Below are 24927 nucleotides of genomic sequence, written 5' to 3' on the forward strand. Positions count from 1 at the left end.
GTGCATCCGGGAGGATTCGAACCTCCGACCGCTCGGTTCGTAGCCGAGTACTCTATCCAGCTGAGCTACGGATGCATCGGAAAACTTGCTTTACTGCCGATATTGATATCATGACAAGCGATATCAAGTAAGAGATGGTGCATCCGGGAGGATTACTCGGCTGCGCCTCGCCCTGCGGGCCGTTGCTAAAGCAACGTTATCCTCCCTGGTGCTCGCGATTATCTCGCAGACCATGAAACAACAGTTTTGCTGTTATCTCGGAGAAGATGGTGCATCCGGGAGGATTCGAACCTCCGACCGCTCGGTTCGTAGCCGAGTACTCTATCCAGCTGAGCTACGGATGCATCAGGGAAACTTACTTTACTGCAGATTTGATGTCGCTGCTAAAGCGCTATCAATTAATATGGTGCATCCGGGAGGATTCGAACCTCCGACCGCTCGGTTCGTAGCCGAGTACTCTATCCAGCTGAGCTACGGATGCAAATGGCGGTGAGGCGGGGATTCGAACCCCGGATGCAGCTTTTGACCGCATACTCCCTTAGCAGGGGAGCGCCTTCAGCCTCTCGGCCACCTCACCAACACGCCTCTTGCGAGTGCTTCGAAGAACTTGTTTCTGCTCATCGTCGCTGCGTGGCGCACATATTACTTTCTGGGACTTATAAGTCAAACAATTTTTCCAGAGCTTTTATCGTTTGCACATTTCACGCGCAATTAGTCTGCAAAAACGGCAAAAAGAGTGTTTTATCAACAGATAAATTGGCAATTTCCTGGAGCAGTGAACAAACGGAAACTTCGCAGGAAAAGGCATTACGCGCAGTGGAATCGAAAAAATGGGGAAGACGAAGAAGAAAAGAGAAGAAAAAGGGTCACTCAATCAGGTTGCGCCTCACCAGAAAGGTGAGACGCGAAAACCTTAGTAACTGGACTGCTGGGATTTTTCAGCCTGGATACGCTGGTAGATCTCTTCACGATGGACAGATACTTCTTTCGGGGCGTTTACGCCAATGCGCACCTGGTTGCCCTTCACCCCTAAAACTGTCACGGTGACCTCATCGCCTATCATGAGGGTCTCACCAACTCGACGAGTCAGAATCAGCATTCTTTGCTCCTTGAAAGATTAAAAGAGTCGGGTCTCTCTGTATCCCGGCATTATCCATCATATAACGCCAAAAAGTAAGCGATGACAAACACCTAAGTGTAAGCAGTCACGGCATCACATTCTGTTAAACCTAAGTTTAGCCGATATACACAACTTCAACCTGACTTTATCGTTGTCGATAGCGTTGATACAAACGCTGCGGATTGAAGTCCGCAGCGTCGACTTACGCTTATAATTATTACAGTTTTGCGCTGACCCAGCCTTTCACACTGGCTAACGCTGCAGGCAGAGCCGCTGCATCCGTACCACCGGCTTGCGCCATGTCCGGACGACCGCCACCCTTGCCGCCGACCTGCTGAGCGACCATTCCAACCAGTTCCCCTGCTTTCACGCGATCTGTCACGTCCTTAGACACCCCCGCAATCAGAGAAACCTTACCTTCCACTACCGTTGCCAGAACGATAACGGTAGACCCCAGCTGATTTTTCAGATCATCAACCATGGTACGCAACATTTTCGGCTCAACGTCCGCGAGTTCGCTGACCAGCAGCTTCACGCCGTTGATATCAACCGCTTTGCTGGAAAGATTTGCACTCTCCTGCGCCGCAGCCTGTTCCTTCAATTGCTGCAATTCTTTTTCCAGTTGACGTGTACGCTCCAGCACGGAACGAACTTTGTCACCGATATTCTGGCTATCGCCTTTCAGCAGCTGCGCAATATCGCTTAAGCGATCGCTCTCAGCATGCACGGTTTGGATAGCACCTTCACCGGTTACGGCTTCAATACGACGAACGCCTGCCGCAGTACCTGACTCGGACACAATGCGGAACAGACCGATATCACCTGTACGGCTGGCGTGAGTACCGCCACACAGTTCGGTAGAGAAATCACCCATGCTCAGAACGCGCACATGGTCGTCATATTTCTCGCCAAACAGTGCCATTGCGCCTTTGGCTTTTGCCGCTTCGAGATCCATGATGTTCGTTTCAATCGGCAAGTTGCGACGGATTTGCGCGTTCACCAGATCTTCAACGGCACGGATTTCAGCAGGCTTCATTGCTTCGGTATGAGAGAAGTCGAAGCGCAGCAGTTTATCGTTAACCAACGAACCTTTCTGTGCCACATGTGTGCCCAGAACCTGGCGCAGCGCCGCGTGCATCAGGTGCGTTGCGGAGTGGTTCAAACGAATACGCGCACGACGGGCTTCATCCACATCAGCCTGTACCGCATCACCAATTTTCAGAGAACCCGCAGACAACTTGCCGATGTGACCAATGGCCTGGCCATATTTCTGCGTGTCGCTAACGGCAAACGCGAAGCCTGCGCCTTTCAGCTCACCCTTGTCGCCAACCTGACCACCAGATTCCGCATAGAACGGAGTCTGATCCAGTACGACAACGGCATCCTGACCTGCGTTAATTGCGTCTACCGCTTTACCATCAACAAACAGCGCGGTCACTTTGCCGTTCAGTTCCAGGTGCTCGTAGCCTTTAAATTCTGAGGCGCCATCAACGCGAATCATTGCATTGTAGTCTGCGCCAAAACCGCTGGCTTCACGCGCACGACGGCGCTGTTCTTCCATTGCAGCTTCAAAGCCCGCTTCGTCAACCTTGATGTTACGCTCGCGGCAAACGTCTGCCGTCAGGTCAACCGGGAAACCGTAGGTGTCATACAAACGGAATGCGGTTTCGCCATCCAGCGTATCGCCAGACAGTTTTGCCAGTTCTTCGTCCAGCAGCGCCAGACCACGCTCCAGAGTACGCGCAAACTGCTCTTCTTCGGTTTTCAGAACCTGTTCAACCATAGCCTGCTGACGCTTCAGTTCTTCACCTGCAGAGCCCATGACGTCCACCAACGGACCAACCAGCTTGTAGAAGAAGGTATCCTTCGCGCCCAGCATGTTGCCATGACGTACCGCGCGACGAATGATACGGCGCAGCACATAGCCACGGTTTTCATTCGACGGCACAACGCCATCGGCAATCAGGAATGCACAAGAACGGATATGGTCGGCGATAACACGCAGAGACTTGTTGCTCAGATCGGTTGCGCCAGTGACTTTCGCCACGGATTCGATCAATGAGCGGAACAGGTCGATTTCATAGTTGGAGTTAACGTGTTGCAGCACGGCCGCAATACGCTCCAGACCCATACCGGTATCCACGGACGGTTTCGGCAGCGGTTCCATGGTGCCGTCAGCCTGACGGTTGAACTGCATGAAGACGATGTTCCAGATCTCAATGTAGCGATCCCCATCTTCTTCTGCGCTTCCCGGAGGTCCACCCCAGATATGGTCGCCGTGGTCGTAGAAAATTTCTGTGCATGGACCGCAAGGACCGGTATCACCCATCTGCCAGAAGTTGTCTGAAGCATAAGCCGCACCTTTGTTATCACCGATACGGATGATACGTTCGCGCGGAATACCGACTTCTTTTTCCCAGATTTCATAGGCTTCATCGTCAGTTTCATAGACGGTTACCCACAGACGCTCTTTTGGCAGGGCAAACCAGTTTTCACCGGTCAGTAGTTCCCATGCATATTGAATAGCGTCGTGTTTGAAGTAATCGCCGAAGCTGAAGTTGCCCAGCATTTCGAAGAAAGTGTGGTGACGTGCAGTGTAACCGACGTTTTCCAGGTCATTGTGCTTACCGCCCGCACGTACACAACGCTGCGAGGTGGTTGCGCGGGAATAATTACGCTTGTCGAGGCCAAGGAAAACATCCTTGAACTGGTTCATCCCGGCGTTGGTAAACAACAAAGTAGGGTCATTGTTCGGTACCAGGGAGCTGCTGGCAACTACCTGGTGTCCTTTACTATGGAAAAAATCGAGAAACGCCTGACGGATCTCAGCGGTGCTCTTGCTCATAATTATCCTGAAGAAATCAAGCTAACGAAATGTCATTACCAGCATCGGCACGCAAACTGCGCCTCTGGCAATCGAAAAGTGGGAATAAGATAAGTTTTCTTTACTGGGAAGTAAAATCCCGTATGCGGTCAATCGTCAAAATTTCGCCATATTGCCTGAATATCTTCCATCAGATAGCCGCGATAGAGCAAAAAACGCTGGACCTTTATCTTATCTGAAAAATCGACAGGTAAAGGTTCACCGTACTTCCGAATGGCCTGCTCGCGTGCAAGCACTGCCCAGTCAACTTCGCACTCACGCATGGCCCGCTCGATAGCTTCACGTGCGATCCCTTTTTGGTTTAATTCCTGGCGCACTCGGGCTGGTCCATAACCTTTGCGGCTACGGCTGGCGATAAACTGCCGCACGAAACGATCATCATCCAGATAACGGCTTTCAATACACCAGGCGATGACCTTGTCGTAATCCTCCGGCGTGGCATCAATTTCTTCTGGTCCATTTTTCCCCATCACCGGAGCGGCCAGCTTGCGCCGCAGTTCCTGCTCGCTGTGGTCGCGCATCGCCAGAATACGTACGGCGCGGTCAAGCAGTCGGGAATAAGCAGAACGGCGGGAAGTTGCTTCTGTCATAGTAAGCCTTCAGAAATGAAAAAGGGCTGCATGATATGCAGCCCTTTACTATATGTGATTCACAACATGCGATTCAAAACAGATTATCAGAAATCTTCGTTCGTTTCTTTTACGTCTTCGCCGCTGTCATCAACGGAGAAATCAGGCGTTGAATCCTGGTTATTGAGCAGTAACTCACGTAATTTCTTCTCAATTTCTTTCGCAGTTGCCGGGTTCTCTTTCAGCCAGTTGGTCGCATTCGCTTTACCCTGACCGATTTTCTCACCGTTATAGCTGTACCATGCACCGGCTTTTTCAATCAGCTTCTCTTTCACGCCCAGGTCAACCAGTTCGCCGTAGAAGTTGATGCCTTCACCGTAAAGGATCTGGAATTCAGCCTGTTTGAACGGCGCTGCAATTTTGTTTTTCACAACCTTAACGCGAGTTTCGCTGCCGACCACGTTGTCGCCTTCTTTCACCGCGCCAATACGACGGATATCCAGACGAACAGACGCATAGAATTTCAGGGCGTTACCACCGGTGGTGGTTTCCGGGTTACCGAACATAACGCCAATCTTCATACGGATCTGGTTGATGAAAATCAGCAGCGTGTTGGACTGCTTCAGGTTACCGGCCAGCTTACGCATCGCCTGGCTCATCATACGCGCCGCAAGGCCCATGTGAGAGTCGCCAATCTCGCCTTCGATTTCTGCCTTCGGCGTCAATGCGGCAACGGAGTCGACAACGATAACGTCAACCGCACCGGAGCGCGCCAGCGCATCACAGATTTCCAGCGCTTGTTCACCGGTATCCGGCTGAGAACACAGCAGGTTGTCGATATCAACGCCAAGCTTACGGGCATAGACCGGATCCAGCGCGTGTTCCGCATCGATAAATGCACAGGTTTTACCTTCACGCTGCGCAGCGGCAATAACCTGCAGGGTCAGCGTTGTTTTACCGGAGGATTCAGGCCCGTAGATTTCGACGATACGGCCCATTGGCAAACCGCCCGCGCCCAATGCGATATCCAGAGAAAGCGAACCGGTGGAGATAGTTTCCACATCCATGGAACGGTCTTCACCCAGGCGCATGATGGAGCCTTTACCGAATTGCTTTTCGATCTGACCCAGCGCTGCCGCCAACGCTTTCTGTTTGTTTTCGTCGATAGCCATTAATTACTCCTGTCATGCCGCTTTCGGGTTAAACCGCGAAACGTGATAGATAATGTTCTGTTGAGGCAATTATACTGTATGCTCATACAGTATCAAGTATTTTGTAGAAATTGTTGCCACAGGGTTTGTAACGCGTAGACGGTCGCCTGCCGACGTACCGCGTCGCGATCGCCGCTGAAGCATTCCCGACGCGTAATCCCCTCGCCGTTCGCGCTGGCAAAGGCGAACCATACGGTACCCACGGGCTTTTCTTCACTGCCACCATCCGGTCCCGCAATACCGCTTATCGAAACAGCGAAATGCGCGCGGGCAGCTTTTAGCGCGCCAATCGCCATCTCCACCACTACAGGCTCGCTCACCGCCCCATGCTGGGCCAGCGTCTCTTCGCGCACGCCAATCATCTGTGCTTTAGCTTCGTTGCTGTAGGTCACAAACCCACGTTCAAACCAGGCGGAGCTTCCGGCAATATCCGTAATCGCTTTAGCCACCCAGCCGCCGGTGCAGGATTCCGCCGTCGTAACGGTCGCCCCACGCGCTTTCAGCGCCAGGCCAACCTGCTCGCTTAACTGCATCAGTTCACTGTCAGTCATTTCAGCCTCTGTCAGTTAAAAAATATGCCGGACAAGATAGCACTTTCATAACCAATGTGGGGATGGAGAGAACGTTTTACGAGGGGGATTCCAAAAATTGCTCCGTTGCAGAAATAAGACCTGCCGGATGACGATGTCAGGGCATCTTATCCGGCCTACAAGCGATATCGTCCTGTAGGCCGGTGGAGCGGTTACTGCACGCGCGCCAGCGCGACCGCCTGACCCAGTTGCCACACGGCCATCGCGTAGTGGGTACTGTGGTTGTAGCGGGTGATGGTGTAGAAGTTCGGCAATCCATACCAGTACTGATAGCCGGTACCAATATCCAGGCGCAGCAGGCTGGCCTGCTGATGATTACCCAACGACTGCTGTGGCGTCAGACCCGCGGCAGCAAGCTGAGAAATGCTGTACTGGGTTTTAAAGCCGTTCGCCAGCCCTGGTGCCTGACCATTTGCCGGAACCGCGACCGTATCGCCTTTCACCCAGCCGTGGCCCTTGAAATAGTTCGCCACGCTACCGATGGCATCAACCGGATCCCACAGGTTAATGTGGCCATCACCATTAAAATCAACGGCATATTGTTTATAGGAAGACGGCATAAACTGGCCGTAACCCATCGCGCCGGCAAAAGAACCTTTCAAATCGAGCGGATCGTCGCTTTCATCTCGCGCCATCAGCAGGAAGGTTTCCAGTTCACCAGAGAAGTATTCCGCACGACGAGGATAGTTAAACGACAGCGTCGCCAGCGCATCCAGAATACGGGTTTTGCCCATCACGCGGCCCCAACGCGTTTCAACGCCGATAATGCCAACGATAATTTCCGGCGGAACACCATATACCTGCCACGCACGGTTCAGCGCATCTTCATATTGATTCCAGAAGGCTACGCCATTTTGCACGTTGTCAGGCGTGATGAACTGTTTGCGGTAGCGCAGCCATGCGCCGTTAGGACCGGCTGGCGGTTGAGTCGTCGGTGCCTGGCGGTCCATCAAACGCAATACCGAGTCCAGACGCTTGGCCTGCGACAGGATCTCCTGCAACTGCTGGCGGTCAAAGCCGTGCTTGTTCACCATTTTCTCGATGAACTGCTGCGCGTTCGGATTATTGGCAAAATCACCGCCCGTTTGCATGACGTTGTGCTGTGGCTCAAGCAGGAAGCCGCCGGATGGCGCCCCCGTAGTCGTTTGAGTCTCTGAAGGTTTAGGTTTGCTGCTACAGGCAGCGAGCAGTACGAAAAGGGGGAGTAACGCTACATAACGACGCTTGAACATGAGACATCCATTAAACAAATTCAGCCTGGGAGAAGTATGGTAAAGCATCCTCCTCCATACAAGGAAGTAGTAGTCACTCTCCTTCACAGAATTTCCCCCCTCTTGCCCCCCCGGCCGGCACATTTGCGATCTCTTACGCACAATCTTTCAAATTAAAATATTTATCTTTCATTTTGAGATCAAAATAACACTTTTAAATCTTTCGATCTGATTAAAATTAGTTACCGTTTGGCAAGATAACTAAAAACCCTACAGGAGAGAATAATGATCGACACCATCACACTCGGTGCTGAGTGGTTTATCGGGTTGTTCCAGAAAGGCGGAGAGGTCTTTACCGGCATGGTAACCGGTATTCTGCCTCTGCTGATCAGTCTGCTGGTCATCATGAATGCGCTAATTAACTTTATCGGTCAGCAGCGCATTGAACGTTTTGCCCAGCGCTGCGCCGGAAACCCGCTGTCCCGCTATCTGCTGCTGCCGTGCATCGGCACATTTGTGTTTTGTAACCCAATGACGCTGAGCCTGGGCCGCTTTATGCCAGAAAAGTACAAGCCCAGCTACTACGCCGCCGCCTCATACAGTTGCCATTCCATGAACGGCTTATTCCCACACATCAACCCTGGTGAACTGTTCGTCTATCTGGGGATCGCCAGCGGACTGACCACGCTGGGGCTTCCGCTTGGCCCGCTAGCGGTGAGCTATTTGCTGGTCGGTCTGGTGACCAACTTCTTCCGCGGCTGGGTGACTGATTTCACCACCGCCATCTTTGAGAAAAAAATGGGCATTCAACTTGAGCAGAAAGTGCATCTGGCGGGAGCAACATCATGACGCGTATTCGTATTGAAAAAGGCACCGGCGGCTGGGGCGGCCCGCTTGAACTAGATGCCGAACCGGGCAAGAACATTGTCTATATCACCGCCGGAACTCGCCCCGCAATAGTCGACAGGATAGCAAGCCTGACCGGTTGGCAGGCTATTGATGGCTTCAAAGAAGGCGAGCCGCCGGAGAACGAAATTGGTGTGGCGATCATCGACTGCGGCGGCACGCTGCGCTGTGGGATCTATCCCAAACGCCGTATACCGACGGTGAATATTCACGCTACTGGTAAATCCGGCCCGCTGGCTCAGTACATTGTCGAAGATATCTATGTCTCTGGCGTGAAAGAAGAAAACATTACCGTTGTCGGCGAGGCATCCGCTGCGCCGCAACCTGCAAGCAGCACTATCGGTCGCGATTACGACACCAGTAAAAAGATTACCGAACAAAGCGACGGCCTGTTGGCAAAAGTGGGAATGGGCATGGGTTCAGCCGTTGCGGTTCTGTTCCAGTCCGGGCGCGACACCATCGATACCGTCCTGAAAACTATTCTGCCATTTATGGCGTTCGTCTCGGCACTGATCGGCATCATTATGGCTTCGGGTCTGGGAGACTGGATTGCCCATGGACTCGCGCCGCTGGCCAGCCATCCGTTGGGACTGGTTACTCTGGCGCTGATCTGCTCTTTCCCGCTGCTGTCGCCTTTCCTCGGCCCCGGTGCGGTTATCGCCCAGGTTATCGGCGTGCTGATCGGTGTACAGATTGGTCTGGGGAACATTCCTCCGCATCTGGCGCTACCTGCCCTGTTCGCCATTAACGCCCAGGCTGCATGTGACTTTATTCCGGTTGGGTTGTCGCTGGCCGAAGCGCGTCAGGACACGGTCCGCGTCGGCGTGCCATCCGTACTGGTGAGCCGTTTTCTGACCGGCGCGCCTACCGTTCTCATCGCCTGGTTTGTTTCTGGCTTTATTTACCAATAAGGGGCACTCAAAAATGACCGTAATTTATCAAACCACCATTACCCGTATCGGCCAGAGCGCCCCGGATGCACTGTGCGACCAGATGCTGATTACCTTTCGTGAAGGTGCACCAGCGGATATCGAAGAGTTTTGTTTCATCCATTGCCACGGGGAGCTGAACGGCTCTTTGCAAGCCGGGATCCAGTTTGAACTGGGCCAGCACCACTACCCGGTCACCGCCGTTGGCAGCGTTGCGGAACAAAACTTACGTGAACTCGGGCATATAACCCTGCGCTTTGACGGGCAGAGCGAAGCGGAATTCCCCGGCACTGTACACGTTGCGGGCCCCGTCCCGGACGGTATCGCCCCGGGCTGTATTTTGAAGTTTGTTGCTTAAGATTGAAGGAGATAAAAATGAATCAGGTTGCCGTTGTCATTGGTGGAGGCCAGACCCTGGGGGCATTCCTTTGCCGTGGGCTTGCGACAGAAGGATACCGCGTCGCGGTAGTGGATATTCAAAGCGATAAAGCTGCCAACGTCGCGCAAGAAATTAACGCCGAGTTTGGCGAAGGTACCGCGTACGGTTTTGGCGCAGATGCCACCAGCGAACAGAGCGTGCTGGCGCTGTCGCGCGGAGTGGATGAAATATTCGGTCGTGTCGATCTTCTGGTTTACAGCGCGGGTATCGCTAAAGCCGCGTTTATCAGCGACTTTCAGCTTGGGGATTTCGACCGCTCGCTGCAGGTCAATCTGGTCGGCTACTTCCTCTGTGCACGTGAATTTTCACGCCTGATGATCCGCGATGGCGTGCAGGGACGCATTATCCAGATCAACTCCAAATCAGGGAAAGTGGGCAGTAAACACAACTCAGGTTATAGCGCGGCAAAATTTGGCGGCGTGGGCCTAACCCAGTCGCTGGCGCTGGATCTGGCGGAATACGGGATCACCGTACATTCTCTGATGCTCGGTAATCTGCTGAAATCACCGATGTTTCAGTCGTTATTGCCGCAATATGCGACCAAGCTTGGCCTTAAGCCAGACGAAGTTGAGCAGTATTACATTGATAAGGTTCCGCTCAAGCGCGGCTGCGATTATCAGGACGTACTGAACATGCTGCTGTTTTACGCCAGTCCAAAAGCCTCTTACTGCACCGGGCAGTCCATCAACGTGACCGGCGGTCAGGTGATGTTTTAATGTTGAATTGCCGGATGGCGGCTGCGCTTATCCGGCAAAATCAAAGGAGTACATAATGGTTTCCGCACTGATTACCGTCGCCGCTATCGCCTGGTGCCTGCAACTGGCGCTTGGTGGCTGGCAAATATCCCGCTTTAACCGGGCATTTGATCAACTCTGCCAGCAAGGTCGGGTTGGTGTTGGTCGCTCCGGTGGGCGTTTTAAACCGCGCGTGGTGGTAGCTATCGCGCTGGATGAGCAGCAGCGGGTGACCGATACGTTGTTTATGAAAGGTGTTACGGTATTCGCCAGACCCGGCAAAATTGCCACGATAACCGGCAAACATCTTGATGATTTACAGCCTGATGTGATCTTTCCCCATGATCCGTTAGCGCAGAATGCACTATCATTGGCGCTTAAACTGAAACATGGGTAATTTCGTTGTGAATGCTAATAGCTTGCGAAATTATCATTTTGCAACTTATTAAGTCAGGGTAATCACGCCTATGAAACCTCGTCAGCGTCAGGCTGCCATACTGGAGCATCTGCAAAAGCAGGGAAAATGCTCGGTTGAAGAACTGGCCCACTACTTTGACACGACCGGCACGACCATTCGCAAAGACCTGGTCATTCTGGAAAATGCCGGAACCGTCATTCGTACCTATGGCGGCGTAGTATTAAATAAAGACGAATCCGACCCGCCAATCGATCACAAAACGCTAATCAATACGCATAAAAAAGAGCAGATTGCCGAAGCCGCCGTCCGTTTTATACACGATGGCGACTCTATTATTCTGGATGCGGGTAGCACCGTACTGCAGATGGTGCCGATGCTCACGCGCTTTAGCAACATCACCGTCATGACCAACAGTCTGCACATTGTTAACGCCCTTTCGGAGCTGGACAACGAGCAAACTATCCTGATGCCCGGCGGGACCTTTCGCAAAAAATCTGCGTCATTTCACGGTCAGCTGGCAGAAAACGCCTTTGAGCAGTTCAGCTTTGATAAACTCTTCATGGGCACCGACGGCATTGACCTCAATGCCGGCGTGACCACCTTTAATGAGGTGTTTAGCGTCAGTAAAGCGATGTGCAATGCCGCTCGCGAAGTGATTCTGATGGCTGACTCGTCAAAATTTGGGCGCAAAAGCCCTAATGTTGTATGCAGTCTGGAAAGCGTCGACAAGCTGATTACCGATGCGGGCATCGACCCTGCGTTTCGTCAGGCGCTGGAAGCAAAAGGGATTGAAGTGATCATAACCGGAGAAACCAATGAGTGATGCACTACTGAACGCGGGCCGTCAGACGTTAATGCTGGAACTACAGGAAGCCAGCCGACTGCCAGAACGCCTGGGCGATGATTTTGTCCGCGCCGCCAATACGATTATCCACTGTGAAGGCAAAGTCATTGTCTCCGGTATTGGTAAATCAGGTCATATTGGCAAAAAAATTGCGGCGACCCTCGCCAGTACCGGCACACCCGCCTTTTTTGTGCATCCGGCGGAAGCGCTGCACGGCGACTTAGGGATGATCGAAAGCCGTGATGTCATGCTGTTTATCTCCTACTCCGGCGGTGCGAAAGAGCTGGACCTCATCATCCCACGCCTGGAAGACAAATCCGTCGCACTGCTGGCAATGACCGGAAAACCGACCTCACCGTTGGGTCTGGCAGCCAAAGCCGTGCTGGATATTTCCGTTGAGCGCGAAGCCTGTCCGATGCGCCTGGCACCGACGTCCAGCACCGTAAATACGTTGATGATGGGCGACGCGCTGGCGATCGCCGTAATGCAGGCGCGCGGCTTTAACGAAGAAGATTTTGCCCGCTCACATCCGGCAGGTGCGCTGGGCGCTCGTCTGTTGAATAAAGTGCATCATCTGATGCGCCGTGACGATGCCATACCTCAGGTGAAGCTCACCACCAGCGTGATGGACGCGATGCTGGAACTCAGCCGCACGGGTCTTGGCCTGGTCGCGGTCTGCGACGATCAGTCACTGGTGAAAGGGGTCTTTACCGACGGCGACCTGCGCCGCTGGCTGGTTGGCGGCGGAGCGCTTACCACCCAGGTTAGCGAAGCTATGACTCAGAATGGCATTACGCTACAGGCGCAGAGCCGCGCGATTGACGCCAAAGAGATCCTGATGAAGCGTAAAATCACTGCCGCACCGGTGGTCGATGAAAACGGTAAACTCACCGGTGCTATCAACCTGCAGGATTTTTATCAGGCCGGTATTATCTAATCCTTCAGACCCAGACGTTTCGCCAGCCGGTGCAGGTTGGCGACGTCTGTTTCCAGCGCCCGCGCACTTGCCGCCCAACTGTGATTATTTTGCACCAATGCCCGGCGGATCATCTCCCGCTGGAACGACTCTGTTGCTTCACGCAGATTGTGATGTTGCGGGATCTCCGCAACAACTTCCGCCGCCTGCGAAGCCGGACCTTCGTCCTGCAGGGCAAAATGCTGCGTCTCCAGCACCACTTCATCACCTGCCCTGGTAGCCCTTGCCAGAACAACCGCCCGGTGAATGGCATGTTCCAGCTCGCGCACATTTCCGGGCCAGCCGTAATTCAGCAGATGACTACGCGCGCCGGGGCTTAGCACCACGCGGGAAAGACCCAGCCGCAGTCGGCATTGCTCGCAAAAATAGCCGGCCAGCAGCACCACATCTTCGCCGCGCTCGCGAAGAGGCGGTACAGAAAGGGGGAAGACGCTCAGACGGTGGAACAAATCCGCGCGGAAATTCCCGGCCAGCACCTCTTCGCGTAAATCACGGTTCGTCGCCGCCAGCACCCGCACATCCACGCGCAGGCTGCGATCGTCACCCACGCGCTGAATATCGCCGTACTGCAATACGCGCAGCAGCTTAGCCTGTAGCGCCAGCGAGAGTTCGCCTATCTCGTCGAGAAACAGCGTCCCATTGTCGGCCATTTCAAACTTACCGCTACGATTGCTGATAGCCCCGGTAAATGCGCCTTTTACGTGACCAAACAGCTCACTTTCGGCTACGGTTTCCGGCAACGCCGCACAGTTCAGATACACCAGTGGATTCACCGCGCGCGGCGAACCTTCATGGATAGCTTTAGCCACCAGCTCCTTCCCGGTCCCTGTTTCGCCGCTAATCAGCACGTTGAGATCGGACCCCGCCACAATCTCAATTTCTTTTTTCAACTGCATCATATTGGGCGACAGGCCAATCATCTGGGCTTCCGTCACCTGCTCAAAAGCCGTTGATGAGCCTGGCAGCATATTCTGGCTTTCCAGTTGTTCAATCAGCAGCGCATTGCTCAGCGCGCCCGCCGCCAGCGCGGCAATCAGCCTAAGCTCCTCATCGCTGAAAACATCGAACTGATCGGGCTCCATGCCATCCAGAGTTAACGCACCAATCAAATTTTGACCGGCGAACAACGGTAGCCCAATACAGGCATGCACCTTCAGACTCTCCTGCCCCGGAATCAGACCATCATACGGGTCTGGCAAATCGCTGTCGGCAGGGAAACGAACCACGTCTCCGGCGCGGGCAATCGCCTCCAGACGCGGATGCCCTTCCAGAGTAAAGCGCCTGCCGAGAACATCCTGCGCCAGCCCATCGATCGCCAGCGGAATAAACTGTCGCGACTCATAGCGCAGCAATGCCGACGCATCGCACTCCAGCACCTGACGCAAGGTGGTTATCAGGCGTTGAAAACGGTCCTGATGCCCAATACCGCTTTGTAATTCAATGGCGATGCCCGCCAGCACGTCTACGGAAAAGCTCATGACTACCTCATTGTCATTTTGACAATTCATATTGTCATATTGACAATAAAATGAATAGTCATTTTGACTACCACTTTATAAGCAGAAAACAATAAACCAATTAAAATCAATAAAATAAAAAGTTGGCACGCAACCTGCAATAAGCAAAACATCTTTTTTAGAAAAACTCTGAATTAATTACTGAGGTTGCTATGTCTATTCTGGTTAAAAATAACATTCATTGGGTTGGCCAACGTGACTGGGAAGTTCGTGATTTCCACGGGACTGAATACAAAACGCTGCGCGGCAGCAGCTACAACAGCTATCTCATCCGTGAAGAAAAAAATGTCCTGATCGATACAGTAGACCACAAGTTTAGCCGTGAATTCGTACAGAACCTGCGCAGTGAAATTGACCTCGCGGATATCGACTACATCATCATTAACCACGCGGAAGAAGACCATGCCGGGGCGCTGACCGAGCTGATGTCCTGCATCCCGGATACGCCGATTTACTGCACAGCCAACGCCATTGACTCTATCAACGGGCATCACCATCACCCGGAGTGGAATTTCAACGTGGTGAAAACCGGTGATTCACTGGACATTGGTAACGGCAAACAGCTGATCTTCGTTGAAACGCCAATGCTGCACTGGCCTGACAGCATGATGACCTACATGACCGGCGACGCGGTACTGTTCAGTAACGACGCCTTCGGTCAGCACTACTGCGACGAACGTCTGTTTAACGATGAAGTTGACCAAACCGAACTGTTCGAACAGTGCCAGCGTTACTACGCCAATATTCTGACGCCGTTCAGCCGTCTGGTTACACCGAAAATTACTGAGATCCTCGGCTTTAACCTGCCTGTCGATATGATTGCGACTTCCCACGGCGTGGTATGGCGCGACAACCCGACGCAAATCGTGGAAATGTACCTGAAATGGGCAGCGGATTACCAGGAAGACCGCATCACCATTTTCTACGACACCATGTCCAACAACACTCGCATGATGGCCGACGCCATTGCCCAGGGCATCAACGAAGTTGACCCGAACGTGGCGGTGAAAATCTTTAACGTCGCCCGTAGCGATAAGAACGAAGTTCTGACTAACGTATTCCGCTCTAAAGGCGTGCTGGTCGGTACTTCGACGATGAACAACGTGATGATGCCAAAAATCGCCGGTTTGGTGGAAGAGATGACCGGCCTGCGTTTTCGTAACAAACGCGCCAGCGCCTTTGGCTCACACGGCTGGAGCGGCGGTGCAGTAGACCGTTTGTCCACGCGTTTGCAAGATGCTGGTTTCGAAATGTCACTGAGCCTGAAGGCGAAATGGCGTCCGGACCTGGATGCACTGGAACTGTGCCGCCAGCACGGCCGTGAAATCGCGCGTCAGTGGGCGCTTGCTCCACTGCCGGAAACAACCGTGAAAGCCGCATCCAAAGAAGAAGAGTGCGCTTGCGCCGCTGCGGCTGCCGCCGATCTTGGCCCTAGCATGCAGTGCAGCGTGTGCCAGTGGATTTACGACCCGGCAAAAGGTGAACCGCTGCAGGATGTCGCGCCGGGTACACCGTGGAGCGACGTGCCGGATAACTTCCTGTGTCCAGAATGTTCATTAGGTAAAGACGTCTTCGACGTACTGGCAACGGAGGCAAAATGAGCCGCGGAATTGTCATTATTGGTTCGGGCTTCGCCGCCCGCCAGTTAGTCAAAAATATCCGTAAGCAGGATGCAAATGTCCCGCTGACCTTGATTGCTGCGGACAGCATGGATGAGTACAACAAGCCCGATCTCAGCCATGTTATCAGTCAGTCACAGCGTGCAGACGACCTCACCCGCCAGTCGGCGGGGGAGTTTGCCGAACAGTTTAATTTGCGCCTGTTCCCGCACACCTGGGTAACCGACATCGATGCTGATGCCCACGTAGTGAAAAGCCAGGATCAGCAGTGGCAGTACGACAAGCTGGTGCTGGCGACGGGCGCTTCAGCCTTTGTACCGCCGGTTACCGGACGTGAGTTAATGCTCACGTTGAACAGCCAACAAGAGTATCGCGCTTGTGAAACGCAGCTGCGTGACGCCCAGCGGGTGCTGATTGTCGGCGGCGGCTTGATTGGCAGTGAATTAGCGATGGATTTTTGTCGTGCCGGTAAAGCGGTAACGCTTATCGACAACGCCGCCAGCATTCTGGCTTCGCTGATGCCGCCGGAAGTCAGCAGTCGCTTACAGCATCGTCTGACCGATATGGGCGTACACCTGCTGCTGAAATCACAGCTTCAGGGGCTGGAGAAAACGGCGTCAGGTATTCGTGCCACGCTCGATCGTAGCCGCAGCGTAGAAGTCGATGCGGTGATCGCTGCAACCGGCTTACGCCCGGAGACCGCGCTGGCGCGTCGCGCCGGATTGAACATCAATCGTGGTGTCTGCGTCGATAGCTACCTGCAAACCAGCCACCCGGACATTTATGCTCTCGGCGACTGTGCGGAGATTAACGGTCAGGTGCTCCCGTTCCTGCAGCCGATTCAGCTGAGCGCCATGTATCTGGCGAAAAATCTGCTCGGCGGCAATGCACCATTGAAACTGCCAGCCATGCTGGTAAAAGTCAAAACGCCAGAACTGCCTTTGCATTTGGCCGGGGAAACCCAGCGCCGCGATCTGAACTGGCACATCGCCGCCGAAGCGCAGGGAATGGTCGCCAGAGGGATGAACGACGAAGGCCAGCTGTGTGCGTTTGTCGTCAGTGAAGACCGCATGAAAGAGGCCTTTGCACTACTGAAAACGTTGCCCGTGTAAGTCTGTGATGCCGGATGGCGCCGCTTCGCGTTTTATCCGGCCTACGACCTGCCCGGCAACGCTGCTACTGATTTATTAACCTCACGTACATGGATGTGCGTTGCCACTTGTCGGTATGCCCCGACATGTTTTTCTTGCCCCGCCAGTCCCGGGGCTTTTTTTATTTTTGCGCCAACGCTCGCGCCGCGGCAATCACGCCCTGCCCCAATGACAACCCGCCGTCGCCCGCCGGTAAACGCTGCGGGAACAGTAAGGTAAAATCACGCAGATAAAACGCCAGACGGGCCGACAATAAGCGGTTATGCATCACGCCACCACTGAATACTAGCGTCTTAATCCCGCGCGCTTCGGCCTGCTTTCGCATCAGAGTGGCAAACCCACACGCCAGCGCGTCGTGAAACGCCCATGCCCTTTCTGCTGGTTTGGCCTGCCAGTTCAGCCATTGTTGCCAAAAAACCGCTAAGTCCAGCTGAGTGTCATCAAGCGGCACCGTGACTGGGTGATCAACACCATCACATTGCGATGCCATCGCCTCAAGCGCGCAGGCCGCTTCACCCTCATAACTCAACGATTCCGGTGCACATTGCAACGCGGCGGCAACGGCATCAAACAGTCGTCCGCACGATGAAGCCAACGGAGCGTTAATTCCCCGTTCAATAGCGCGCGCCAGCACGTTCCAGTTTTGATGTTGCAGCGCTGATGTTTCCGGATAACGCTGCCAGTCAGGAACAAAACGCAGGCACTGCGCGAGCAGGTTACGCCACGGCTGTTTTGCCGCCAGATCGCCGCCCGCCAGCGCTACCGCCGGTAAGCCGCCAAGGTGTTCACATTCACGATAGTTAACCCGCAAACACTCCCCACCCCACAGCGCACCGTTTTCCCCCATACCGATACCGTCTAGCGTCAGAGCAATCACATCACCGCCATTGAGCGGCCAGCCGTGCTCCGCAAGACACGCAGCGGCATGCGCATGGTGATGCAGCACCGTTTCAGTTGGCAGCTCCATTTCACTGGCCCACTGGCTGGAAACATAGCCAGGATGCGCGTCATGTACGATACGCTGCGGCGTAAAGTCATAAATGTTCTGGATCAGGCGTAGCGCATCACGCCACTGTTGCTGAATGCCGTCATCGCTGAGATCGCCCAAATGCTGGCTGATAACCGCCTGTTCACCACGGACCAGACAGAAAGTATTTTTCAGATCCGCCCCTAAGCACAGCATCGGCGGCACGTCGCGAAATCCTGGTGGTAGTGCAACCGCATCCGGCACATAACCCCGGGAACGACGCAGCATTTCCCCACTGTCGCGCACCACGGAGTCATCCATCCGCTGCACAATTTCGCGATTATGCAGCAGGAAACCGTCGGCAATGTCGTGTAAATCTTCCAGCGCCTGGGCGTTGGTAATGGCCGGAGGCCTGCCGCTGAGGTTGCCAGAGGTCATCACCAGCGGACAATTCATCTCTTGTAAGAGTAAATGCTGTAACGGATTCGCTGGCAGCATGACGCCAACCTCCGTTAACCCCGGCGCAATGCTCTCGCTCAATGCAGCGACATAGCGTTTCTGCACCAGCACGATCGGCGCAGCAGGGGTAGTCAGCAAACAACGAGCGGGTTCAGGTAGTCCGTCATCGCCAGGCAGCATCACTGCCAGAGGTTTCGCCGGACGATGTTTGCGCAGTCTGAGTAGCGCTACGGCGTTATCATTTCGCGCATCGCACACCAGATGAAACCCACCAATGCCTTTAACCGCCACAATACCGCCAGCTTTCAGCCGCGATACCGCCGCCTGCAGCGCCTCTTCTTTCTCCGCCCGCTCACCCGCACAGAACCACTCCAGATGAGGGCCGCATGCCGGACAAGCCACTGGCTGGGCGTGGAAGCGACGGTCGTACGGATCGCGATACTCTTTGTCACATTGCGCGCAGAGAGGGAATGAGGCCATTACGGTAAACGGACGATCGTAGGGCATGGCGCGGATAATCGTAAAACGCGGACCACAGTGGGTGCAGTTGATAAAGGGGTATCGGTAACGACGTTCGCCGGGGGTGTTCATTTCAACAAGGCATTCGGGACAGGTCGCGGCGTCCGGAACAATTTGCGTATTCATCGTGCCGCCAGCACTTTGACGAATCGAGAAATCGGCAGGCTGCTGCGTCCAGGCGAATGGTTCGCTCTCAACGCTGTCAATGCGCGCCAGCGGGGGGCAGTGTTGATGCAACTGCGCAATAAATTCCGCTGGATCTTCCTGTAAGCGCACAACCACACCGTCACCGTCGTTACACACATCGCCATGCAGTTGTAACCGCTGCGCCAGTTGCCAGACGTAGGGGCGAAATCCGACGCCCTGTACCTTGCCGCGAATACGCAGCTGTACGCCGGAGTGGTTGTTTATTGTCATTAAGTCGTTCCCGCAGTCATTTATCCCGGTTTGCCTGATGGCGCTACGCTTATCAGGCCTACGTGGATGCGAACAGTAGGCCGGATAAGGCGAAGTCGCCATCCGGCATAAGTACTACCGTATTTTACGCGGATTTTCAGATATCAGAACAGCAAAGATGCGGTGGAATCCAGCGCGGCGCGACGGCGTTTTTCCGCGCTAAGTTGCTCAAGCTTATTGCGATCCACATATATCAGCGCGTGAGTCGGGCACACTTCCATACAGGCAGGACCGGCCTCACGATGGTGGCACAGGTCGCACTTATTGGCTTCAGCTTTTTCAGCACGGACGTTCAGACCCGCGCCGCTGTTACGCACAACCGGACGCACAACCACTTCCATTGCACCATAAGGGCAAGCCACAACGCAGGTTTTACAGCCAATGCAGCGTTCCTGCATTACGTGGACAAAGCCTTTATCACGGCTGATCGCACCGTTCGGGCAGACGTTAGCGCACGGCGCGTCTTCACACTGGCGGCACAGCGTCGCCGTGGAGACATTAACGCCTTTGATGACGTGAATGCGGGGTAAAAAGGTTTCAGGGGTCAGCGATGCGCAGTCCTGGTTATCCTGATGGGATACCACGCAGGCCACTTCACAGGTACGGCAACCAATGCATTTATTGGCGTCTGCAATGATGAAACGGTTCATCAATTTCTCCAGCAATGACAGAATATCTGCCGAAACATACACAAATCGTGCCAGAATTTAATTTATTGTTATTAAAAGAGTTTTATTTTGAAGAACGCAAGAAGAGCGTGTCATCGTCACTAGTGACGATGACACATGACAGCCGTCAGCGCGAAACGGGCGGCGCAACTGAGTCGCGCGCAATGAGTTCACCGGTGAAGGTCTTTGGCGGCGTAAACGCCCCGTCACCTAACATAAAGATCAGGCGCCCAATCGTTTCCTGAATCATTTCGGTTACCGGAATTTTAACGCTGGAAAGCGCCGGAATAGTGTATGGCGCGAGGGCGATATCATCAAAGCCAATCACCGACACCTGTGCGGGAACGCTCACGCCATGCTCATGCAACTGCTTCATCGCGCCGATCGCCATATCGTCATTGCTGGCCACCAATGCGGTAAAATTGACCTTGCGCGAAAGCAAAGTATCCACACCCGCGGCGCCGCAGGCTGGCGTCCATTTCCCTTTAACAATCAGATCATTATTTAGCGCGAGACCATGGTGTGCCAGCGCGTCTTTATAGCCTGAAAGTCGCTCCACGCCGGTTGGAGAATCCATCGAGCCGGTAATAAAACCAATCTCTTTATGCCCGGCGGCAATGAGCTGAGTAACGGCGTTGAAGCTGGTCTGCTTTTGATCGCACCATACGCTGTGGCTACTGTTTTTCCGCAGGCGTCGATTAAGCACCATAATCGGCTGGCTGTGGGCATCGATGATATCGTCTATCTCATCCACGCTGAGAAAACGCGGATAAATCATAATCGCGTCACAGCGCAGGTCGAGCAGGTACTGGATCGCCTGGCGCTCTTCCTCTGCGCTGTGCTTACCGTCAGCCAGTAACAGCTGGCGTCCTTTATCTTCCGCCATCCGCGCGGTATGAAACAGCAGCTCGCTGAAATAGACGCCGTGATAAAGGGTATTCGTTACCACCAGACCCAGCGTCTGCGTGGTTTTCGCCGCCAGACTGCGCGCCAGCAAATTTGGGCGGTAACCACTCTCTTCAATGGCCTGAAACACGCGGTCTTTGGTTTCCTGGCTGACATAGCCGTTCCCGGAAAGCACCCGGGAAACCGTCGCTTTCGACACCCCAGCACGCTTCGCCACCTCCAGCATCGTGGTCATATTACTCATCCCTTTTCTCTCAATGTGACGCAGTGTACTTCACCGTTTTGCCGCTGTCCTTGCTGCTAAATCGCAGACGCTGACATCTGGTGATCGGAGTCACAATTACAAAAAATGATCAAGATTAAATCTTGATCATTTAATTCAATTTAAACATGATTTTGTGGAACCGGTTTCCTATCTGCGTTTCATCAACTCAGAAAAGCGACCCACGTAAACGGATAAAACATAACGTACTCTACTGATAAAACAGGATTAAATCCGATGTCCAAGAATTATGCAGCGCTGGCGCGCTCCGTTGTGACGGCTCTGGGAGGCGTTGACAACATCACAGCAGTGACCCACTGTATGACCCGTTTGCGTTTCGTTCTCAAAGATGACTCGCTGGTCGACAGTGCTACGCTGAAAACCCTCACTGGCGTGCTCGGCGTGGTGCGTAACGAGAACCAGTGTCAGGTGATTATCGGCAACACCGTTTCGCAGGCGTATCGTGAAGTGGTCAGCCTGTTGCCTGCCAACATGCAGCCTGCTGAGCCGCAAATCAAACCCCAACTGACGCTGAAGCGGATTGGCGCGGGGATCCTTGATGCGCTGATCGGCACTATGTCGCCGTTGATCCCGGCGATTATCGGCGGATCAATGCTCAAGCTGCTGGCGATGGTTCTGGAAATGACTGGCGTGCTGGTGAAAGGATCGTCCACGCTCACCATTCTGACCGTTATCGGTGACGGCGCATTCTTCTTCCTGCCGCTGATGGTCGCCGCGTCGGCCGCTATCAAATTCAAAACCAACATGTCGCTGGCTATCGCCATCGCGGGCGTACTGGTGCATCCCAGCTTTATCGACCTGATGGCGAAGGCCGCGCAGGGTGAGCACGTTGAGTTTGCCCTGATCCCGGTGACGGCGGTGAAATACACCTACACGGTGATCCCGGCGCTGGTCATGACCTGGTGCTTGTCATACATCGAACGTTGGGTCGATCGTATAACTCCGGCGGTGACCAAAAACTTCCTCAAACCGATGCTGATCGTGCTGATCGCCGCCCCGCTAGCCATCGTCATCATTGGCCCGATCGGTATCTGGATCGGTAGCGCGATTTCAGCGCTGGTCTATACCATTCACGGCTATCTCGGCTGGCTGTCGGTGGCCATTATGGGCGCGCTGTGGCCGCTGCTGGTAATGACCGGTATGCACCGCGTCTTTACGCCAACCATTATTCAGACCATTGCAGAAACCGGAAAAGAAGGCATGGTGATGCCGTCGGAAATCGGCGCCAATTTGTCGTTAGGTGGTTCATCGTTGGCAGTGGCATGGAAAACCAAAAACCCGGAGCTGCGCCAGACTGCGTTAGCGGCAGCCGCCTCAGCCATCATGGCGGGCATTTCCGAACCCGCGCTGTATGGCGTGGCAATCCGCCTGAAACGTCCGCTGATTGCGAGCCTTATCAGCGGTTTTATCTGCGGTGCCGTTGCCGGAATGGCCGGGCTTGCAAGCCACTCCATGGCGGCTCCAGGCCTGTTCACCAGCGTCCAGTTTTTCGATCCGGCCAATCCGATGACCATCGTTTGGGTATTTGGCGTGATGGCGCTGGCGGTAGTGCTTTCCTTTGTATTAACACTGATTCTCGGCTTTGAAGATATTCCTGTCGAAGATGCAGCCGCGCAGGCCAGAAAAAACCAGGCCGCACAGCCGGGCAATATCAATGGAGCCAGCATTTGACTGGTATGAACTGAGGTTAATTATGTCTGTTTTTCCGCAAGGATTTTTATGGGGCGGCGCACTGGCCGCCAACCAGTCTGAAGGGGCATACCGGGAAGGCGGCAAAGGGCTGACTACCGTCGATATGATCCCCCACGGCACACACCGCATGCCCGTCAAGCTGGGTCAGGAAAAGCGCTTTGCACTGCGGGATGACGAATTTTATCCCAGCCATCAGGCGATCGACTTTTATCATCGCTATAAAGAAGATATTGCGCTGATGGCGGAAATGGGGTTTACGGTTTTTCGTACTTCCATTGCCTGGAGTCGCCTCTACCCTAACGGCGATGAGCTGACGCCGAATGAAGAGGGCATAGCGTTTTATCGAGCCGTGTTTGCCGAGTGTAAAAAATACGGTATTGAGCCATTAGTCACGCTGTGTCACTTCGATGTGCCTATGCATCTGGTCACCGAGTACGGCTCCTGGCGTAACCGCAAAATGGTGGAGTTCTTTACCCGCTACGCCCGTACCTGCTTCGAGGCCTTTGACGGTCTGGTGAAGTACTGGCTGACGTTCAACGAAATCAACATTATGCTGCACAGCCCCTTTTCAGGCGCCGGGCTGGTATTTGAAGAAGGAGAAAATCAGGATCAGGTGAAATATCAGGCCGCTCACCACGAACTGATAGCCAGCGCCCTGGCGACTAAAATAGCCCATGAAATTAATCCGCAAAACCAGGTCGGTTGTATGCTGGCTGGCGGTAATTTTTATCCTTATTCATGTAAGCCGGAAGATGTGTGGACCGCGCTGGAAAAAGACCGCGAAAACCTGTTCTTTATTGATGTGCAGGCGCGCGGGGCCTACCCGGCTTACTCTGCCCGCGTGTTTCGCGAAAAAGGCGTGGTAATCGAAAAAGCCCCGGAAGACGACGACATCCTGAAAAACACCGTCGATTTCGTCTCGTTCAGTTATTACGCATCGCGCTGCGCCTCCGCTGAAATGAACACGGGCAATACCAGTGCTGCCAACGTGGTGAAGTCGCTGCGGAATCCGTACATTGCCGCCAGCGAATGGGGCTGGGGAATCGATCCGCTCGGCCTGCGCATCACCATGAATATGATGTATGACCGCTACCAGAAGCCGCTGTTTCTGGTTGAAAACGGGCTGGGGGCGAAGGATGAAATTGACGCTAACGGTGAGATCAATGACGACTATCGCATCAGCTATTTACGCGAACATATTCGCGCCATGGCAGACGCGATTGAAGATGGCGTGCCGCTGATGGGTTACACCACCTGGGGCTGTATCGATCTGGTTTCTGCCTCAACCGGTGAGATGAGCAAACGCTACGGTTTTGTGTATGTGGACCGCGATGACGCGGGCAACGGCACGCTGGCGCGCACCCGTAAGAAATCATTCTGGTGGTACAAAAAAGTCATCGCCAGCAACGGCGCAGATCTGGCATGAAAGCTCTGCCGGAGGGGGTTACAGCCTTCCGGCAGAAGTACATTTTTTCATTTCATTTATTACATTCCAGATGTGGAATCGTCCTTCCAGTTTCAGGTTTGCCCTCATCCTTTTTTACTGGCATTTTATTCAGTAGTTTTTAATCCTGGCCGTTCACCACAAGGAAGCGTGCATGTTTGATAAAAAGGGCAAATCAGCAGAGGTAATCACCAAACCGGTACGTCGCTTGAAAGTCAGCTATGTCAGGAAACGCCATGAAGATCCAAAAACGGGTTACACGCGACGAATCAGTCGCCACGCCTCGCTCACGCTGAACGGCGACTGGCTGGAACAAGCTGGATTTCCGACCGGTACGGCAGTGAATGTATCAGTGATGCAGGGGAAATTAATTATTGAGCAGGCAATTGAATGACGAGGAACGCAGGGGAAACAG

At 53.8% G+C, this 24927-nt stretch carries 22 protein-coding genes and 4 tRNA genes; 12 read left to right on the plus strand and 14 right to left on the minus strand.

Annotation, left to right across the window (positions count from 1 at the left end):
- Nucleotide 1: 1 nt before the first annotated feature.
- The 10 genes from OGY37_RS18985 to mltB form a co-directional block, all read right to left on the minus strand.
- Nucleotides 2-75 (minus strand) — tRNA-Arg (locus OGY37_RS18985).
- 192 nt (nt 76-267) lie between these two features.
- Nucleotides 268-344 (minus strand) — tRNA-Arg (locus OGY37_RS18990).
- A gap of 60 nt (nt 345-404) precedes the next feature.
- Nucleotides 405-481: transfer RNA gene (locus tag OGY37_RS18995), tRNA-Arg, on the minus strand.
- Between the two features lie 3 nt (nt 482-484).
- A tRNA-Ser gene (locus OGY37_RS19000) sits at nt 485-577 on the minus strand.
- 336 nt (nt 578-913) lie between these two features.
- Nucleotides 914-1099 (minus strand): carbon storage regulator CsrA, encoded by a 186-nt coding sequence (csrA, locus tag OGY37_RS19005; protein ID WP_000906486.1) that lies wholly within the window; start codon nt 1097-1099, stop codon nt 914-916.
- A gap of 238 nt (nt 1100-1337) precedes the next feature.
- On the minus strand, nt 1338-3965 hold the full coding sequence (gene alaS, locus OGY37_RS19010; RefSeq protein WP_003825959.1) for an alanine--tRNA ligase: 2628 nt from the start codon (nt 3963-3965) through the stop codon (nt 1338-1340).
- Between the two features lie 128 nt (nt 3966-4093).
- Nucleotides 4094-4594: a recombination regulator RecX gene (recX, locus tag OGY37_RS19015; protein WP_003825957.1), complete on the minus strand. Its 501-nt coding sequence runs from the start codon at nt 4592-4594 to the stop codon at nt 4094-4096.
- Between the two features lie 86 nt (nt 4595-4680).
- On the minus strand, nt 4681-5745 hold the full coding sequence (recA, locus tag OGY37_RS19020; RefSeq protein ID WP_003037330.1) for a recombinase RecA: 1065 nt from the start codon (nt 5743-5745) through the stop codon (nt 4681-4683).
- 92 nt (nt 5746-5837) lie between these two features.
- Nucleotides 5838-6335 carry a nicotinamide-nucleotide amidase gene (gene pncC, locus OGY37_RS19025; protein WP_148361563.1) on the minus strand — a complete coding sequence of 166 codons (498 nt, stop codon included), beginning with the start codon at nt 6333-6335 and terminating at the stop codon, nt 5838-5840.
- 191 nt (nt 6336-6526) lie between these two features.
- Nucleotides 6527-7606, minus strand: coding sequence for a lytic murein transglycosylase B (mltB, locus tag OGY37_RS19030; RefSeq protein ID WP_003037336.1), 1080 nt, complete (start codon nt 7604-7606; stop codon nt 6527-6529).
- Between the two features lie 264 nt (nt 7607-7870).
- Here mltB and srlA point away from each other — a divergent pair, with 264 nt between their 5' ends.
- The 7 genes from srlA to gutQ all read left to right on the plus strand — a co-directional run bounded on the left by srlA (nt 7871) and on the right by gutQ (nt 12792).
- A complete protein-coding gene (srlA, locus tag OGY37_RS19035) occupies nt 7871-8434 on the plus strand; it encodes a PTS glucitol/sorbitol transporter subunit IIC (protein WP_003825953.1) in 564 nt (187 codons plus the stop codon).
- On the plus strand, nt 8431-9402 hold the full coding sequence (gene srlE / locus OGY37_RS19040; RefSeq protein WP_286621557.1) for a PTS glucitol/sorbitol transporter subunit IIB: 972 nt from the start codon (nt 8431-8433) through the stop codon (nt 9400-9402). Before srlA ends, srlE begins: the two co-directional genes overlap by 4 nt.
- Nucleotides 9403-9415: 13 nt before the next feature.
- Nucleotides 9416-9778, plus strand: a complete 363-nt coding sequence (gene srlB / locus OGY37_RS19045; protein ID WP_063940974.1) for a PTS glucitol/sorbitol transporter subunit IIA — start codon at nt 9416-9418, stop codon at nt 9776-9778.
- A 17-nt stretch (nt 9779-9795) separates the two neighbouring features.
- Entirely contained in the window at nt 9796-10575 is a 780-nt protein-coding gene (gene srlD / locus OGY37_RS19050) for a sorbitol-6-phosphate dehydrogenase (protein ID WP_003037345.1), read from the plus strand.
- A 55-nt stretch (nt 10576-10630) separates the two neighbouring features.
- On the plus strand, nt 10631-10990 hold the full coding sequence (gene gutM / locus OGY37_RS19055; RefSeq protein WP_286621559.1) for a transcriptional regulator GutM: 360 nt from the start codon (nt 10631-10633) through the stop codon (nt 10988-10990).
- Between the two features lie 70 nt (nt 10991-11060).
- Nucleotides 11061-11834 (plus strand): glucitol operon DNA-binding transcriptional repressor SrlR, encoded by a 774-nt coding sequence (gene srlR / locus OGY37_RS19060; protein WP_003037350.1) that lies wholly within the window; start codon nt 11061-11063, stop codon nt 11832-11834.
- Nucleotides 11827-12792, plus strand: coding sequence for an arabinose-5-phosphate isomerase GutQ (gutQ, locus tag OGY37_RS19065; protein ID WP_003825938.1), 966 nt, complete (start codon nt 11827-11829; stop codon nt 12790-12792). Before srlR ends, gutQ begins: the two co-directional genes overlap by 8 nt.
- Here the strand turns inward: gutQ and norR are convergent.
- The gene (gene norR / locus OGY37_RS19070) at nt 12789-14309 is read right to left on the minus strand and encodes a nitric oxide reductase transcriptional regulator NorR (protein WP_286621561.1); all 1521 of its coding nucleotides are present in this window, start codon (nt 14307-14309) and stop codon (nt 12789-12791) included. The two genes, gutQ and norR, sit on opposite strands and share 4 nt — an antisense overlap.
- 191 nt (nt 14310-14500) lie before the next feature.
- Here norR and norV point away from each other — a divergent pair, with 191 nt between their 5' ends.
- Together norV and norW are read left to right on the plus strand one after the other, a co-directional pair.
- The gene (gene norV / locus OGY37_RS19075) at nt 14501-15949 is read left to right on the plus strand and encodes an anaerobic nitric oxide reductase flavorubredoxin (RefSeq protein ID WP_008785624.1); all 1449 of its coding nucleotides are present in this window, start codon (nt 14501-14503) and stop codon (nt 15947-15949) included.
- A complete protein-coding gene (norW, locus tag OGY37_RS19080; protein WP_048215690.1) occupies nt 15946-17079 on the plus strand; it encodes an NADH:flavorubredoxin reductase NorW in 1134 nt (377 codons plus the stop codon). The genes norV and norW overlap by 4 nt, the downstream gene beginning before the upstream one ends.
- A 160-nt stretch (nt 17080-17239) precedes the next feature.
- Here the strand turns inward: norW and hypF are convergent, their stop codons facing one another.
- The 3 genes from hypF to OGY37_RS19095 all read right to left on the minus strand — a co-directional run bounded on the left by hypF (nt 17240) and on the right by OGY37_RS19095 (nt 21328).
- Nucleotides 17240-19480, minus strand: coding sequence for a carbamoyltransferase HypF (gene hypF / locus OGY37_RS19085; protein ID WP_286621563.1), 2241 nt, complete (start codon nt 19478-19480; stop codon nt 17240-17242).
- 143 nt (nt 19481-19623) lie between these two features.
- Nucleotides 19624-20169, minus strand: a complete 546-nt coding sequence (hydN, locus tag OGY37_RS19090) for an electron transport protein HydN (RefSeq protein ID WP_003037366.1) — start codon at nt 20167-20169, stop codon at nt 19624-19626.
- A 145-nt stretch (nt 20170-20314) separates the two neighbouring features.
- Nucleotides 20315-21328: a LacI family DNA-binding transcriptional regulator gene (locus tag OGY37_RS19095; RefSeq protein WP_286621566.1), complete on the minus strand. Its 1014-nt coding sequence runs from the start codon at nt 21326-21328 to the stop codon at nt 20315-20317.
- Between the two features lie 264 nt (nt 21329-21592).
- On the opposite strand from OGY37_RS19095, the gene ascF reads away from it, so the two are divergent.
- The 3 genes from ascF to OGY37_RS19110 all read left to right on the plus strand — a co-directional run bounded on the left by ascF (nt 21593) and on the right by OGY37_RS19110 (nt 24906).
- Nucleotides 21593-23047: a PTS cellobiose/arbutin/salicin transporter subunit IIBC gene (ascF, locus tag OGY37_RS19100; RefSeq protein ID WP_148361558.1), complete on the plus strand. Its 1455-nt coding sequence runs from the start codon at nt 21593-21595 to the stop codon at nt 23045-23047.
- 22 nt (nt 23048-23069) lie between these two features.
- Entirely contained in the window at nt 23070-24494 is a 1425-nt protein-coding gene (locus OGY37_RS19105) for a 6-phospho-beta-glucosidase (protein ID WP_149281322.1), read from the plus strand.
- A gap of 172 nt (nt 24495-24666) precedes the next feature.
- Nucleotides 24667-24906, plus strand: a complete 240-nt coding sequence (locus OGY37_RS19110) for a SymE family type I addiction module toxin (protein WP_003037379.1) — start codon at nt 24667-24669, stop codon at nt 24904-24906.
- Nucleotides 24907-24927: the final 21 nt, after the last annotated feature.

The organism is Citrobacter sp. Cpo030 (assembly GCF_030333005.1).
GTDB classification, from domain to species: Bacteria; Pseudomonadota; Gammaproteobacteria; order Enterobacterales; family Enterobacteriaceae; genus Citrobacter; species Citrobacter portucalensis.